The sequence below is a fragment of the Pandoraea sp. PE-S2T-3 genome (assembly GCF_002179965.1).
Classification (GTDB): Bacteria; Pseudomonadota; Gammaproteobacteria; order Burkholderiales; family Burkholderiaceae; genus Pandoraea.
Map to the genome: position 1 here is coordinate 272,268 of NZ_NGUQ01000007.1, position 15,729 is coordinate 287,996.

General features: G+C 63.5%; 14 protein-coding genes. 10 read left to right on the forward strand and 4 right to left on the reverse strand.

Annotated elements, in window-relative coordinates:
- Positions 1-158 precede the first annotated feature (158 nt).
- The 9 genes from mreC (at position 159) to CDV46_RS03350 (ending at position 9,985) form a co-directional block, all read left to right on the forward strand.
- Positions 159-1,127 carry a rod shape-determining protein MreC gene (mreC, locus tag CDV46_RS03310; RefSeq protein WP_058376795.1) on the forward strand — a complete coding sequence of 323 codons (969 nt, stop codon included), beginning with the start codon at positions 159-161 and terminating at the stop codon, positions 1,125-1,127.
- Between the two features lie 9 nt (positions 1,128-1,136).
- The gene (gene mreD / locus CDV46_RS03315) at positions 1,137-1,649 is read left to right on the forward strand and encodes a rod shape-determining protein MreD (RefSeq protein WP_058376794.1); all 513 of its coding nucleotides are present in this window, start codon (positions 1,137-1,139) and stop codon (positions 1,647-1,649) included.
- A 52-nt stretch (positions 1,650-1,701) separates the two neighbouring features.
- Positions 1,702-3,984 (forward strand): penicillin-binding protein 2, encoded by a 2,283-nt coding sequence (mrdA, locus tag CDV46_RS03320; protein ID WP_087721784.1) that lies wholly within the window; start codon positions 1,702-1,704, stop codon positions 3,982-3,984.
- Positions 3,984-5,132: a rod shape-determining protein RodA gene (gene rodA / locus CDV46_RS03325; protein ID WP_087690811.1), complete on the forward strand. Its 1,149-nt coding sequence runs from the start codon at positions 3,984-3,986 to the stop codon at positions 5,130-5,132. The genes mrdA and rodA overlap by 1 nt, the downstream gene beginning before the upstream one ends.
- Positions 5,133-5,407: 275 nt before the next feature.
- Positions 5,408-6,349 carry a hypothetical protein gene (locus tag CDV46_RS03330; protein ID WP_087721785.1) on the forward strand — a complete coding sequence of 314 codons (942 nt, stop codon included), beginning with the start codon at positions 5,408-5,410 and terminating at the stop codon, positions 6,347-6,349.
- Between the two features lie 150 nt (positions 6,350-6,499).
- A complete protein-coding gene (locus CDV46_RS03335) occupies positions 6,500-7,885 on the forward strand; it encodes a hypothetical protein (protein WP_087721786.1) in 1,386 nt (461 codons plus the stop codon).
- Positions 7,886-8,022: 137 nt separating this feature from the next.
- Positions 8,023-8,901 carry a hypothetical protein gene (locus tag CDV46_RS27030; RefSeq protein ID WP_176398992.1) on the forward strand — a complete coding sequence of 293 codons (879 nt, stop codon included), beginning with the start codon at positions 8,023-8,025 and terminating at the stop codon, positions 8,899-8,901.
- The gene (locus CDV46_RS03345; protein ID WP_176398993.1) at positions 8,876-9,259 is read left to right on the forward strand and encodes a CesT family type III secretion system chaperone; all 384 of its coding nucleotides are present in this window, start codon (positions 8,876-8,878) and stop codon (positions 9,257-9,259) included. The genes CDV46_RS27030 and CDV46_RS03345 overlap by 26 nt, the downstream gene beginning before the upstream one ends.
- 30 nt (positions 9,260-9,289) lie before the next feature.
- Positions 9,290-9,985 (forward strand): hypothetical protein, encoded by a 696-nt coding sequence (locus CDV46_RS03350; RefSeq protein WP_087721789.1) that lies wholly within the window; start codon positions 9,290-9,292, stop codon positions 9,983-9,985.
- A gap of 60 nt (positions 9,986-10,045) precedes the next feature.
- Here the strand turns inward: CDV46_RS03350 and CDV46_RS03355 are convergent, their stop codons facing one another.
- From CDV46_RS03355 to CDV46_RS03365, 3 genes are all read right to left on the reverse strand, one after another.
- On the reverse strand, positions 10,046-12,358 hold the full coding sequence (locus tag CDV46_RS03355) for a hypothetical protein (RefSeq protein WP_087721790.1): 2,313 nt from the start codon (positions 12,356-12,358) through the stop codon (positions 10,046-10,048).
- Positions 12,359-12,486: 128 nt separating this feature from the next.
- On the reverse strand, positions 12,487-12,825 hold the full coding sequence (locus CDV46_RS03360; protein ID WP_087721791.1) for a hypothetical protein: 339 nt from the start codon (positions 12,823-12,825) through the stop codon (positions 12,487-12,489).
- Positions 12,822-13,283, reverse strand: coding sequence for a hypothetical protein (locus tag CDV46_RS03365; RefSeq protein ID WP_140413284.1), 462 nt, complete (start codon positions 13,281-13,283; stop codon positions 12,822-12,824). The genes CDV46_RS03360 and CDV46_RS03365 overlap by 4 nt, the downstream gene beginning before the upstream one ends.
- 256 nt (positions 13,284-13,539) lie before the next feature.
- Here CDV46_RS03365 and CDV46_RS03370 point away from each other — a divergent pair, with 256 nt between their 5' ends.
- Positions 13,540-15,141 carry a winged helix-turn-helix domain-containing protein gene (locus CDV46_RS03370; RefSeq protein WP_176398994.1) on the forward strand — a complete coding sequence of 534 codons (1,602 nt, stop codon included), beginning with the start codon at positions 13,540-13,542 and terminating at the stop codon, positions 15,139-15,141.
- Positions 15,142-15,211: 70 nt separating this feature from the next.
- Here the strand turns inward: CDV46_RS03370 and CDV46_RS03375 are convergent, their stop codons facing one another.
- On the reverse strand, positions 15,212-15,721 hold the full coding sequence (locus CDV46_RS03375) for a hypothetical protein (protein WP_140413285.1): 510 nt from the start codon (positions 15,719-15,721) through the stop codon (positions 15,212-15,214).
- Positions 15,722-15,729 lie beyond the last annotated feature (8 nt).

Consider the following 15,729-nt stretch of genomic DNA (forward strand, 5'->3'; position numbering starts at 1 on the left):
CGCGGTGGGGCAACACCATCCACACCCCGCCAGACCGGACGGGCTACGCTGCACTCATACGCGCACGGGGGGCATTGCCATGCCGCCCGGTCGCGCCCGACTGACACCATTCGCGCACCGCAGCGCCTTGCTGCGCGTGCTCCCCTGAAGGGCCCACCATGCAGTACAGTCCGCCGCCACTGTTCAAACAGGGTCCGTCGGCGTTGGCCCGGCTGATCTGTTTTGTCGCGCTCGCCATCGGCCTGCTCGTGGTCGACTCGCACTACAACACGCTTGAGCGAGTGCGCACTGTCGTCGGTACCGCCCTCTATCCCGTGCAGCGCATGATGCTGCTGCCGCGCGATGCCATCCTGAACGTCGCAGGCTTCTTCTCGACGGAAAACCAGCTCACGACCGAAAACGGCACACTGCGCGAGAAGAACCTCGAGCTCGCGGTACAAGCCCAGCGCAACAATCAGCTCGTGGCCGAGAACGAACATCTGCGCCAGTTGCTCACGCTGCGCGAGCGCCTGCCGGTGCCCAGCATTCCTGCCGAAATCGAATACGACACGCGTGACCCGTTCACGCAGCGCGTGGTCATCGATCGCGGCACGAAGCATGGCGTGAAGCTTGGCGCGCCGGTCGTCACCGAGCAGGGCCTGCTCGGTCAGGTCTCGCGGGTGTTCCTGCTGCAAAGCGAAGTGACGCTGCTGACCGACAAGGAACAGGCCGTGCCCGTGCAGGTCACCCGTAGCGGCGTGCACAGCGTGATTTACGGCGGCCTGCGCGGCGACGTGCTCGATCTGCGCTTCATCCCGCTGTCGGCCGACGTGAAGGTCGGCGACGAGATCGCCACCAGCGGTCTGGACGGCATCTACCCGGCCGGTCTGCCCGTGGCCCGCATCACCAAGGTCGATCGCGTCTCGGACACCGCCTTCGCGCGCATCCTGTGCCAGCCGGTCGCCAACCTTCGCAGCCAGCGCCAGGTGCTGGTCCTGCAATACACCACGCCGCTCGCCCTGCATCCGGACGCCGCCGCCGATCTCGCGCGCGCCTCCGATCCGTCGGCCAGCGGTGAAAAGCCCGGCCAGAAGGGCGCCACGCGTGCGGATCCGAAGCGCGCGCCGGCCGTCAAGAAAGGCCATTAAGGAATCGACATGCCACGACCGCAATACATCCTGCTGCCGGTCAATCCGTACTTCATCGCGCTCAGTCTCGTGGTGGCGTTTCTGGTCAACCTGATGCCGTGGGGCCACGCCCCTGCCATGCCCGACTTCGTCGCGCTGGTGCTGATGTTCTGGAACATCCACCAGCCGCGCAAAGTCGGTATGGGCGTCGCGTTCCTCGTCGGCCTGCTCATGGACGTGCACAACGCCGGCTTGCTGGGTGAGCATGCGCTCGCTTACACGCTGCTGTCGTACGGCGCTATCATGATCCACCGCCGGGTACTGTTTTTCACGCTGCTCGGCCAGGCGTTGACTGTCTTGCCGTTGCTGTTACTTGCCCACGTGGTGCCGTTCATCATCCGGCTCGCCACGGGTGCTGCGTTTCCGGGATGGTGGCCGCTGGCCGCCAGCTTCGTCGAAGCGCTGCTCTGGCCCGTGATCAGTATCCTGCTGCTGGCGCCTCAGAAGCGCGCCGTCGACCGCGACGACACGCGTCCGATCTGATGGGCCAGCACCCGAACGATCGCACCACCATGGCCCGCCCGTACCCGCCAGCATGACCGAGTTCAAGAATCCCCAGCAGCAACTACAGACGTTTCACCTGCGGGTGACGGCGGCCGCGCTCTTCGTGCTGATCTGCTTCAGCCTGCTCGCGGTCCGCTTCGTCTATCTGCAAGTCTTCCGCCACAATCAGTACGCCCTGCAAGCCGACGAAAACCGCGTCTCGCTCGCGCCGATCGTGCCCAACCGCGGCGTGATCATGGACCGCAACGGCGTGGTGCTCGCGCGCAACTACTCCGCCTATACGCTGGAAATCACGCCGTCGAAGATCGGCCGTCCGCTCGAAGATCTGATTACCGATCTGTCCGACGTGATCGACATCACGCCGCGCGACCGCGCCCGCTTCAAGAAGCTCATGGACGACAGCAAGAGCTTCGAGAGCCTGCCGATCCGCACGCGCCTGACCGACGACGAAGTCGCCCGCTTCACCGCACAACGTTTCCGCTTCCCCGGGGTCGACGTGCATGCGCGTCTGTTCCGGCAATATCCGCTGGGCGAGACCGCCGCGCACGTGATCGGCTACATCGGCCGGATTTCGCTGCGCGATCGCCAGCGCATCGAGGCGATGAGCGACGAGAACGACAGCGACAGCGCGAAGTACGACATCCGCCGCGACGTGAACAACTACAAGGGCACGGACTACGTCGGCAAAATCGGCGTGGAACAGAGCTACGAGACGCAGTTGCACGGCATCACCGGCTTCGAAGAAATTGAAGTGACCGCCGGCGGCCGGCCGGTGCGCACGATCTCGCGCACGCCTGCCACGCCCGGCGACAACCTGGTGCTGTCGATCGACATCAAGCTCCAGCAGGTCGCCGAGCAGGCGTTTGCCGGACGGCGCGGTGCTGTGGTCGCGATCGAGCCGAAGACCGGCGACGTGCTCGCCTTCGTCTCTGCGCCGAGCTTCGATCCGAACATGTTCGTCGAAGGCATCGACCAACAGAATTGGGACGCCCTGAACAACTCGGCCGACCGCCCGCTGCTCAACCGTCCGCTGCGCGGCACGTACCCGATCGGCTCCACCTACAAGCCGTTCATGGCGCTCGCAGCGCTGACGCTGGGCAAGCGCACGACCAACTGGGGCTTTCAGGACACGGGTTCGTTCACGCTCGGCAACCACACGTTCCGCAACGACGTGCGCAACGGTCAGGGCTGGATCGACATGTACCGCTCGATCGTGGTGTCGAACGACACCTATTACTACATGCTCGCGCACGACCTCGGCGTGAACGCGATCCACGACTTCATGAAGCCGCTCGGCTTCGGCCAGCTGACCGGCATCGACATCGAAGGCGAAGCGCGCGGCATCCTGCCCTCGACCGAGTGGAAGCGCAAAGCCTACAAGACGGCTGCCCAGCAGAAATGGTACGACGGCGAGACGATCAGTCTGGGCATCGGTCAGGGCTACAACTCGTTCACGATTCTGCAACTCGCCCATGCCACCGCCACGCTGGCCAACGACGGCGTGGTGATGAAGCCTCACCTCGTGAAGGCGGTTGAAGACCCGGTGTCGCACTCGCGCCAACTCACCGTGCCGCACGAAAGCGCGCGTCTGCCGTACAAGCAGGCCGACATCGATTTCGTCAAACGCGCGATGGTCGGCGTGATCAAGGAAGGTACGGGCCGTCAGGCATTCGCTGGCGCGCCGTACGACGCCGGCGGCAAGACCGGTACGGCGCAGGTGTACTCGCTGGGCAAGAACGAGAAGTACAACCACAACGCGATTCCGGAGTTCAAACGCGACCACGCGTTGTTCATCGCTTTCGCACCGGCCGAAAATCCGAAGATCGCCATCGCGCTGATCGTGGAGAACGCCGGCTGGGGTGGCGCGCAGGCCGGTCCGGTGGCGCGCCGACTGCTCGACTACTACCTCGTGGACGAACCGAAGGAGCGCGCCGCCGAAGCGGCCGCGCTGCAAGCCGGGGCATCGGTACCGGGCGCCGCGTCCGGCGTCGCGGGCGTGTCGGCTGCGCCGGATGCACCGCCCGCCAGCGCCGCCGAACTGGGGCTGCGTGCGGCGGCGGGCTACGGCCCGGCCACCACGACAGTCCCGCGCGTTGCACCGGCTAATGCACCCGGTGTTGCCTCGGCAGCCGTCGCAGGCGCGGCACGCCCGGCGGATGGCAAAGCCTCAGCGCCGAGTGCCGCAAACCCGCTCAAAGCACCACCCGCACCGCCCGCGCCGCAGCGTCAGCCCGCCGTGAGCCCGACCGTCGCCGACGAGGCCCGCCATCGCGCAGCGATCCGTGCACAAAGCGCGCAAGGAGGAACGCCATGATGGCGCTCGACAAACATACGTGGAAAGAACAGGTCAAGCGCCTGTTCGTCGCCTTCGACAAGCCGCTCGCGCTGATCGTGTTCCTGTTGCTGTGCGTGGGGCTCGTCACGCTCTACAGCGCCAGCATCGACGTGCCCGGGCGCGTCGAAGACCAGATCCGCAACATCGTGCTGACCTTCATCCTGATGTGGGTGCTCGCGATGATGCCCACGCAGACACTGATGAAGTTTGCCGTGCCGCTCTACACGGCCGGGGTGGCGTTGCTCATTGCCGTCGCCATGTTCGGCCTGACGAAGAAAGGTGCGAAGCGCTGGCTGAACGTCGGCATGGTGATCCAGCCGTCCGAGATCATGAAGATCGCCATGCCGCTGATGCTTGCGTGGTACTTCCAGAAGCGTGAAGGCAACATCCGCTGGTTCGATTACCTGGCCGCGCTCGCGCTGCTCGGCGTGCCGGTGGGCCTGATCGCCAAGCAGCCCGACCTGGGGACCGGCCTGCTCGTGGCCGCCGCCGGGCTGTACGTGATCTATCTGGCCGGGTTGTCGTGGAAACTGATTCTGCCGGTGCTCATCGCCGGCATCATCGGCATCGGCACGATCCTCGCGCTGGAAGACAAGATTTGTCAGCCCGACGTCGAGTGGCACATCCTGCACGACTACCAGAAGCACCGCGTGTGCACTCTGCTCGACCCGACGTCAGATCCGCTCGGCAAGGGCTTTCACACGATTCAGTCGGTGATCGCCATCGGCTCGGGCGGCACCATGGGCAAAGGCTGGCTCAAGGGCACGCAGGCTCATCTGGAATTCATTCCCGAGAAGCACACCGACTTCATCTTCGCCGTGTTCGCCGAGGAGTTCGGGTTGATCGGCGAAGGCGTGCTGATCCTGCTGTACCTGCTGCTGGTCGCGCGCGGGCTGATGATCGCCGCGTCGGGCGCCACGCTGTTTGGCCGCTTGCTCGCGGGATCGGTAACGATGATCTTCTTCACCTACGCCTTCGTGAACATGGGCATGGTGAGCGGCATTCTGCCCGTGGTGGGCGTGCCGCTGCCGTTCATGAGTTACGGCGGTACGGCGCTCGTGACCCTCGGTCTCGGCGTGGGCATTCTGATGAGTGTCGCGCGCGAGAAGCGATTGATGCAGAGCTGACGGCGCTCGACTTCCCCTGCGCATCGACCCGGCGACACCCTCCTCGACGTGTCGCCACAACAACGGCAGAGCCTTCGCTCTGCCGTTTGTTTTTCATCGTCCGCTCACCGCTCCGACGATGAGCGTTATCTGCGAGTCGCTGGTAGGCGCATCGCGTAAAACCAAATCTGATCCTGCACGGCCCGGCGCGAAACCTTTGCCAGCGGCTCCCGGAACACCGGTGCCTCTCGCGGGACAGCGTGCGCGTGCGTCCCATTGGAAGAGGAAATTACGTCATGTCAAATACGCTGCATTCGGTTGCTACCCAATCATCCACGACGCTGGAGTACCTGAGAACCGGGGCCTTCGATACGCAAGAACTTCGCATCGGCATCCGCAAAGACGGTTCGCTCACGGTCTACAAGGGCATGCAGTACTTGCTGCATCCGAAGGAAACGCATCGGGCGCTGAAATTTCTCAAGGAAAACAAATTTAGCGAGAGCGCGAAATCGACGCTCCAACAAGATTCGCTCCGTCTGAGCAAGGCCGCCACGCGGGACTTGATCATGACATTGCGAACGCATTGCTCGTCTTATGCCGCGCCGCCCGTGCAAGCACGCAAGTCGTCGGTGGCGCACCGCCCCCGCTCCGCCAGTGCACCCACGTTGACGACGCCCAAACCCACCACCCCGATCGCACGATCCCGCGCCGGCAGCATTGGCACCTCTCCGATGCCGAACAAGGCTGACTGGGGCCTGCTGCCCCAGATCATGACCGAGCTCGCGCGTGGCCCCGAGGGTGCACCGCCACTGCCGCCGAAAGAGAATCGCGAGGCGCTGCGTAACGGTGTTGAAGCCGCACGGGCTCGCGCGGCCGGCATTAGCGCTCCGGTCCCGGCGCCACGTCGTTCGCCGGGCGCGATGCCTGTCTCGATCGCCGCAACGCGCGAGCGCCCCACGCCAATGCCGCGCAACGCGTCACTGCCGAACGTGACCACAGCGGTGTCGGCACTGCCCGACGTGACCACGGCGGTGTCGACACCGCCGGTGCCCAAACCACGCCCGAACATCGTGCGCAGCGCCACGTTTTCGGTAGCGAGCCAGAACGCCGTCCGTGCTGCACGTGCCGCCCGTGCCATGCAAACGAATCAGCCCCTCACCTTCGTAGAACAGTTGCAGCAACAGTCCGTATTGCATCCGGGTCTGCTCAGGCAAATGCTCGCCAACCGCGGCCTCTGATCCGGCGCAGTGTCCACCGGCCCCGAGGGTCCGGCGTTGTCCGCACCGCCGGGGCCGGCCTGCGCGATGAGCCAAACGTGCAAGCGCCATTCCGGCGCGACGACGACCATGGATCCATGCTCGTTCTGGATTTTGGAGGAAACCCGGCGCATGGCCTCGATCCACACGCAGATCAACGCTGCGACCCTGACCCGTCATGAAGCCGAGCGTCTGCACCGTCTCATCTGCCGTCACGCGATAGACCCCGCTCGCACCACGATCGGCGTGAGCCGTGACGGCTATCTGATGTTGCTCATCGGTTGGAGTGCCTACCGCCATCCCCGGCAATGGCGACGCGCGCACGAAATGATCGTGGCGGCGCAGTTGCCATGCCAATCACCGGCACCCTTCGTACCTGTCGAACCCGTCGTACGGGCCAGTCCATGCCCGTCGGGCCGCACCACCACGCTCGCGCGTGCCCTCCGAGGCTGCCTTGCCCGCTGGTTTCAGAGCACGCGCGCGATGCGGCTCAATCAACCCCGCGTGCTCGTCTGGCTGCTGCGCAACGCCACCGCGAGCCTCAAAGACCGGATGCTTCAGGGCATCGGACGCCAACTCACCTGGCGCGGTCACGACAGTCTGTGCCGTATCGAAATCGCAGCGCGCTGCCTGCCACACGATGCACCGACGGAGCTCAAGCTGCGCATGGGGTCGGCACAAAGCGTCACCGGACTGTACAAGCTGCTGACTGATCGGAACTCGCGCTATCGCGATCAGTTTCACCGCGAGATGTCGACGAGCCGTGACCGCAAGCTTTGGGTCTCTCGTCAAACGGTGCTTCGCGGGCGCAACGGTGCGCTGCTGCCGGCGAGCGTCATACACGTCGGTCACCGGGTGGTTGCCGTGGCGTGCCAGGCGCCCGAGCCCACCGACGTCGAGCGCCATCTGGAACTGCTGATGACGCTGCGCCCGAGCGTCGTCGTGTACGTGACGACACACCTCGTGCCAGACAGTACGTTGCCCGGACATTGCCTGTGTGCTCTCCACCTGAACGATGGCCGCGCCGGTCAGATCCGAACCGACACCCGTCACATTGCCACCAGCGCGGCGGCGACGTGCATGACCGATTTCAGCGTCTACGCGCGCACGTTGACGTCGGCGTCGCAGGAAGTCGGTTTCGCCGTGCTGCACGCCCCGTATCGGCACGCACCGGAAGTCGCCACCGACAAGCTGTATGTGATCCAAACCCTTCAGTTCATCGAAGACGCCACACGGCATGTGCCGGCTTATACCCTCCCGCGCGACAAAACCGACGGCCTCGCCACCGCAGGCACGGTCATCGTGTTCGACGACACCGACGGCATTGCCGGTGTACTCATTGCCGCCATCGCGCTGTACGCCGAATCGCCGGGCCAGCGTCAGCAGGTCAGTGTCGAGGAGGTGATTACCGACATTCGCCTGACGGGGTCACCTCATTTGATCGGCACCACCCACCAGATCGACGTCATCAGTGCATTTGCCGACGACCTCAGGTTGCCGTTGCTCAAAGACCGCTAATTCGTTCACCCGCTCACGCTATCCCGTCATTCCGTCATTCCGTCATCCCGAAATTGCCGCGGCGCCCCGACCGGCCCGCCGTTCCTTAGTACGCACGAACCACATCACGCGACACCCTCGCGTGCGGGAGATCCGCCATGCTGCCCACTGCCATCGAACCCTCGTTAATCGGACCTGCCGCGTCAGCGGTACGTCACACCTCGGGCGGCAAGACCTGGCCGCGCAATCATTTGCGTGAAAGTCCGGCGCTTTGCCACGCCGGCCGGGTACTGGCCGAGCGGCGCGAGCCCGCCAGATCGACGGACATCGAACGGTATTTGCACCGCTGGTTCACGCACCCGCCGTCGGTACTGGTCACGCTGGCCTCGGATAGCGAACTGCTGGCCCGCAACGCCGACTATCCGACGTTGTCGTGCGATAGCCGGCGCTTCGGCGACATCGCGTATTCGACCTATGTGCTCGCGCAAAACCTCAGTCCTCTGGATGGCATTTTCATGCGCACTTGTGTCGTTACGCTCACACAAGGCGACGACATCGTGACGTTTCCGGCGGTGCAGGCATGGACGCGAGATACCACCCCGATCGTGCACGCCGAAGCGCTGGTGCATCTGCATCAGATCACCGAACGACTCAGAATCGGAACCCCGGCCCGGCATACCCACCGGAGCAGTTTCTACAGTATCGAAACCGTGCCGCTGGTGGCGCGATGCCTTGCCGTGCAAGCCATCCATCGCACCGCACGTCTGGGTATGTGGCTCGCCATGTTGGCGTTGTTCGAGCGCGGCAATGCGTCTCTGGACAACGTGCTCAGAGACATTCGCATCGGCACGCTCAGGTTCGACCCGACCTTCGCCCAATATCAGGAACTCACCCGGCTCGCCAGAATGCGCCATCGCCGCGCATCCGCCGCCGATATGTCGTCCGCGTTTTCCACATCGCGTTTCGCCCTGCCTTCGACCGATTCTCCCTCACTGCCAAGGACGCCTCACGATGCAAAACCTGCACCCCTTTCATAACGTTGTCGGCGAGCTGTTGCTGCATATCGGCTTTCCGGCCTTCGCGCCCGAGCCCGATCAGGAGGTCGTGAGTCTCGACGTGGAAGATCGGTTGTCCGTGCATTTCGGCGCCATCGATCACGTGTCGTGGTTCATGCTCGCCGAGATCAACGAGCGGCCATCGACCGAGTCGATGATCGCCGCGCTGCAAGCCAATCACCTGCGTGCCGATCGCTATCAGCCCGTGATCTCCATCAGTGACGAAGGACAGCTGAATTGTTGGCTGAAGATGCCGCTCGAAGGACACGATCGCGTGTCGCTTGCCGACGCCTTCGGCGAGCTGATCGACGTCGCCCAGACCTTGCCCGGTGCGGGGTGAATACCCCTCGCTCTCATTGGAGACTACACAATGCCATCCATCCAACCGTATCAACATGCTGACGTCAGAGAGTTCGTGACCCTTCCTGAAAACACAAGAATCGGCATGACCGAGACGGATAAATTCGTCTCCTATGGGGGGACCAGTTTTTACCTCCACCCGGAGCAGACGTTGCGCGCAAGCCGCTTTATCCAGAGTTTCCCGAAAGTGGGGGCCGACGGGGAGTGGCACCGCGCCAGCCGATGGCGGCAGTTTTTGCATCACGCGCAGGCGGTGTTTCAGGGAGTCAAGGCGAGCAGCTTCATCAAGCGTTGTTCGGGCGGCCGGGCGGCAGCGCCGCTGGAAAAGTCCAAAGCCGCGGCGAACGCGGCCCGAATGAGGTTTGAGACATCGGTCAATGTTGCGATGGCGGCGATACGTTTCGGCGACGCTGGCGCCCGAGCGGCGGCACAACAGACGACGGCCCAGTCCCCCGTGTCAGCCAGTACCTCACGCATCGACGTGCCACTAGATTCGCCGACGACTGAACGCCGGGCAAAGGTGTCGAGCTTCGTCGGCACAGCAACGTTAAGGACGGTTGCACCGTCACCCGTCAATCAAGCGCGCCGTCCGCCGGTCCCGACGACGCTCCCATTACGCCAGCCGTTGACGGGGACTCCCACTGCGCAAACCTGGTCCTCCCCGCCAGAACTCACCCTTCCTGCCGAGCGTCGCATCCCGTCGTAGCCCCCACAACGTCTGACAGGACCGACGCGGATTCCACCGCGTCGGCGGCCGCACAGTGACTCAGCCAACATGCGCCAACGGTGCCCTCAGTTGCGGGTTGAACGGGTACGGCTCAAGGCGCGGCATTTGACGCGGCGGCATGCCTGTCACTTCGTCGTGACTCTCGTCACGCGCACGCTTGCGGTCCGAGGCATGCACCCAGTTGCTCTTGACCTGCGCGCCGTAGCCCCCCTTGGCATAGGCGACGAACAGGTCGGCCAGCGCGGCGTGTGCCTTTTCGCGACGTGACGGTGTGGGCGCGTCCGCCATCTGCTGCGCGCACAGGCGCAGTCGTTCGAGCAACGGTGCCGTCGACGGGACTTCTTGTACGATGCGTCGCAAGTCCGCATGCAGTGCACTGTCCGGCTCGCCGTCTGCGATATTGAAGAACAGCCTGTCGAAGGTCTCGCGCTGTCGCTCGACAAAGGCATCCCACCAAGGTCTGCCGCCGTACGCCATGCTCGTCAGACGCGTTCTCGCAATGGGCAGCAGTATGTCGAGGCAGGTGCTGCCGAAAACCAGCGATTCGGCCATGACCGACGTTGATGTCGTCGTCATGCTCGCCGAGACCGGTGCGAACGGCACCCGCGTCTTCGATCGATAGTTCGTCGCCGAGCCGGTCGTTGCGTACAGCAACGCCGCACCGTTTTCCTTGAGCTTGTAACGCAGCGTGGTCTGGAGACCCGCGTCGTACGTGATATCGCCCGCTTTGACGGCCGTGACGATGTTGGTGACGTCCCACGCACCGCCGAGGCTCACACCGGCCAGTTCGAGCGCTTCGTCCGCCCCGCCGACAAGATTGAGGGCGCCCGCGATTTTGATTTCGAGAAAGCTGCCGCAGTAGTAAGGGTCTTCGTCGCGCGTCACTTTTTCATAGGTGACCCGCACCGCTCCGCCGTTGGCCAACTCCCGGCAGAAACCCACGTTCACATCCAGTGCCGCCTGCCACTTGTCCTGCTGGCAGGTTATCTCGTGAGTGGCCAGCGCCTTGGGGCGAAGTATTCGCTGAAACTCATCAATGAGCGCCAAGCAGTTCGCTTCCTCCTGCGGCGTCAGCCGATGCTCGATCTTGAGCAATCCGAACTGCTGGAGCAACGCCCGCGAGTGCGTCTCCATCGCTTTGACGGCATTGCTCTTCACACCGGTCATCATCTCCGCCGTCACCGCTAGACTCGACTTGTCGACGTGGACGGCCAGCGCCTGCATCAGCGACCCCGCATCATGCCGGAGCACGACACCCTTCAGTACGCTTCGCGCGGCATCGGGTCGTGTCTGGGCAAGATCGATGATGTCGAGTCGCGTCCGCTTTGTGGTTGACAATTTTTTCGCGGAAGCCTCTACGCTGGACGATACGACCAGATCGACCGCTGCGCCAATGCTCACGGTGCCGGAGATGGTGTGGTGCTGCTCAAGCGGCGACGGCTCCGGCTTGCGCGAATGGATGTCGATACACTGCCCGTCGATGTTGCGCATGTGGTGATCGAGAAACGGCCGGCTGATGTCCGCACGTGCCTGATCGCTCGGATACACCGACGACAGCGAAAACAGATCGCGAATCCGGCTCAAAAGCGCGACGGGTCCTTCGTTGAGCCAGGTCCTGAACTTGTGACTGGCGCTGGCGACGTAGTCTGACAAGGAGGCATAGATATCGGCCCGGGACGCCGTCACACCCGCCGAGCAGTTGACCGACAGGAAACTCAGCAGCTCGGCATCCGCCGCAAGCGAGCCGGACCGGTCGGTACTGTCGACGAACCACTCCGTCGGCGTGAGCGCAACGCCGGCCTCGTAGGAGAGATCGGCACCCAGCCGCATCCCGGGGACCGCATCGGCGCGCAGGTTCAACGTGGCGGACCACGACGTCGACGAGCCCGGCGTCATCGTCGCCATGCGCTCGTACAGCGCGCTGTCCAGCGTCTCCTTGATGACCTCGTGCGCGCTGGCACGGAACTGCCACTTCATCGCCCGGCTGACGTACAACGCACTGGTGAAAACGTCGTCCTTGACCTGTTGACGGTCGCCAACATTTTCCAACGCATGCTGCATCGAACGGAAGAAGCGATAGGTCTCGATCATGTCCACCGCATCCGCCTCATGTCGCGGATCGCGCGCCATCAGACGCTCATATCGCTGCGCGAGTTGCTGCTCCACTCGACCGCTTCCGGCGATTTGCAGTTTTTCACGAAGATTCATCAGCACTTTTCCCAGTGCCTTCGCCACGCTCTGCACCTCTCGCGTGGAGACCGGGGCCCCGACGTTCGATGGGCGACGCTCGCGCTTGACCACCACGTCGTTGTTGTTGCTGTCGTTGGCGGCGTCCAGCGTGACGGCATCCATGCCTATCTCCATATCGGATGCACAGCTTGACGTCTCGACCGCGGCACGTCCTTTCTCGACAGTCTTTTCGACCCACGGGGTCAACGGAATATTCGCTCGGCTCATTTCAATCATAGGGTGAAGCTCCTTCAGAGAGATCCGGTAAGGAATCTCTCGACCAACGCCACGATGGCGGCCCTTGTAGGGCTCACATCGCAGGCATGAATCAATTGCATCCGACGCGACCGAAAGTGGGCGGGACCGCACAACCACCACTCACCGGCCACGCTGCGCTCGCCGTAGCGAACATCCGCTAACGGCGCGTCGGCAGACACGGCGACCATCAACGTCAGTTGACCGTGTACGTATTCCAGAATCCAGAACGGCTCCCTGCCCGCCAGTGAACGCACCTGAAAGAATGTCCCAACGTCGTCGGGTAATTCCGCGCGAAGCGCCGGCACGATGAAGGCAAAGCCATCGTCATTCATGTCGACAGGACCTCGCGCTTGATGTGCGTCGACACGACGAGAAAACGGCGAATGGCCGCTACCCGGGCGTCGAAGTCCATCGGTGCTGCCACGTAGCCGTGCAACACCAACGTTTTTCCCGCGACACCGAAGACCATCGCTCGGCGACACAATGCCGGGTTCAGTGCGAGCGCCAGCGTGGTACGGATATCGTCGACGTCCGCCATGCGACGCTCGATCCGCGTGCCGCCGGTGTGACGGATGACGCAGACATCCCCGTCGCAGGCTTCGAGAAAAATGGCATCACGATGCAGCGTGACGTCCGCGTGCCAGCGATCGCGCATGGCGTCACACAGGCATCGCGCGGTGGACGCCGCCTGATCGGGCCGCTGCGAAGGCATCGATTCACCGCGCCTCCCCTGCGCTCTGCGCAGGTCGGTGGACGACATCGACCGAGTGGTGGGGGTGGGCACTTCCATGATTTCTGATAGGGGGACGATTTTTTGGAATACGTCTTGCTTGCAGCCATGATCCCGGTCTTGTTGCTTTACTGAATTCCATCTTTCGCCCACCTGCCGCATCCATATGGGTCAGGTCAACCCGCCAAAACCGGGAAATCACCCATTTGTGAAGCACCGTGAAGGTGAAAGCGAGTGATCTTCGAATAGTCTCCACGAGATGAATCCCACCAGCACTCCGCATCACGGCAGGACCTTTTTATTCGATGATTTCTCGTTGGATGGCAGCGGCGTCCTGACACAGGCGGATCGACAGACCAGCCTGCCGCCCAAGGAAGCTGCGGTGTTGCGCGTGTTGCTCGAAGCGGCGGGAGACACCGTCAGCAAGGACACGCTGCTGAGCCTCGTATGGCCGCAGCAGGACGTGAGCGAGGAGTCGCTTACGCGTTGCATCTACGCCGTTCGGCGCTTGCTGCGCGAAAAGAAGGCCGATCGCATTGTCGAAACGGTCTATGGCACGGGGTACCGCATCCGGCGCTCGGTGGCCATCGTGTCGGCGGCATCGCGCGCGACGGCGCTCTGCACGTTAGCGGTCATGCCGTTTCGGATGCAGAACCCCTCACAGGCACTGATCCTGCATGATCGGCTGGTCACACGGCTCTTTGAGTACACCGCCTACGGCCTGCGCGTATTGCCTGCATCGATTACCCGCACCTCTCTCGAATGTCACGACATCGCCACTTTCGTTGAACGGTTCTCGCCTGACTTCTATGTGTGCGGCCATCAGATCGACGACACGCGCCTGCGCATCGAGCTGGTCGACTCGGCGGGCCATCAGTTGCTCTTCAGCGAAGACTTCCTGATCGCCGACAATGCGGGCGGACTGCCGATCGAACTTCGGATCACCGACATGATCACGAAGCACGTGCCCGGCCTCACCGCGTCGGTGCATCTCTCGCAGTCATTCGACACGTTCGATACCGCCACGACATTCCTTCACGCGCGCTTCAAGCTCCAGCAGCACACCCCGTCCAGCCTGCGTCAGTCGTTGCAGCTCTTCCATCAATGCGTGGGCGGCGGTGCTTCGCGCACGTCACCGTATTGCGGACAGGCCGAGTGTTATCTCGCGCTCGCGCATCTGGGGTTGTTCGATCAGAAGGCCGCGATGCAAGGCGCACGAGGGGCGGTGGAAGCCGCACTCGCGCTGGCGCCGCGCGACCCCCACGCGATCAGCCTGCTCGCGATTTTGCACAGCATGAAGTTCGAGTGCAGCGTCGCCAACATTCTGTTTGACCGGGCCTTGTGGTCGGCACCCGCCAACCCGTATGTGCGCTACCACCATGCGTGGCATTGCATGCTCGCGGGGCAAGCTGCGGCAGCCGAAGTCGCCCTAGATATCGCACTGGAACACGATCCGAGTTTTGTGGCCGCCGCCATGCTCAAGGCGTGGGCCATGTTCTTCGACCGGCGCACCGACGAGGCGATTCGCTTCGCGCGGGAGAACCTGCAACGGCATGGTCAATATCATCCGGTGCTCACCAGCACGATGGCGGTAATGTTGTCGCATCAGGGGCACCATGAAGCCGCAGAAACGCTGGTGCGCACATTGCGTGAAACCGGTGACGACACGGGGTTGCTGCTCATCAATCGCCACTACGTGGAACTTGGTCGCGGGGGCACCGTGGCGACACGCGCCAGTGCCCAACTGTTGGCCGAAGTGGATTGCCGTCAGGTGCGGGCGGGCTTGTTGCCGTTGATTCTGCGCGTGCACGGTTTGACCGCCGCACGCGAGACCTGGCGGAAAATGCGGATGGACTGGTATCCGTGGCAACGCTTCTATCGCCACGACCCGCGACTCGACACGTTGTTCTCGATTTGAAAACGGCCCCCCGCTGGCAACGACGGGGGGCCGAATCGGCATGACACTCACGGCATCCGGGCTGTCTTGGTTACTGCAATACCCTGTCGTTCGTGGATGCCGCGATCAGACCTTGCGCAGACAAGGTTGGCGGTCCATCGAACCAACCGAGCCCGGCGAGCATGGCCGCGACGAGCGGGTTCTTGCGAATCTCGTCGCTGGCCGTCGAACCGCGCAGAAACAACGCCAGTGCGAAAGCACACAACGACTCGCGTTGCGGATGCTCCGCGAGCATCGTGATCACGCTGCCCAACACGTCGCCCAGCAAGCGCGCTTCGCCGCTCGCAAAGCGCTCGAAGATCGTGCGTTGATGCATCGCATCGCGCGGCAGAACGGCGTCGCGCATGGCCATGTACTGGCGGCGCAGCGCGATATCGTCGAGCGGCGCAGGGTCGAGCGCATCGCGGATCACCCGCATCAGGACCACACCGATCGACGTGGCATCGCCGCTGGCAAACATCACCGACAGATACCCCTGCGACGGGAGATTGCGCAACGGGCCCGCACGAAACCCGGCGCGGCGCGCACAAGGGGCCAACACGGGTGGCA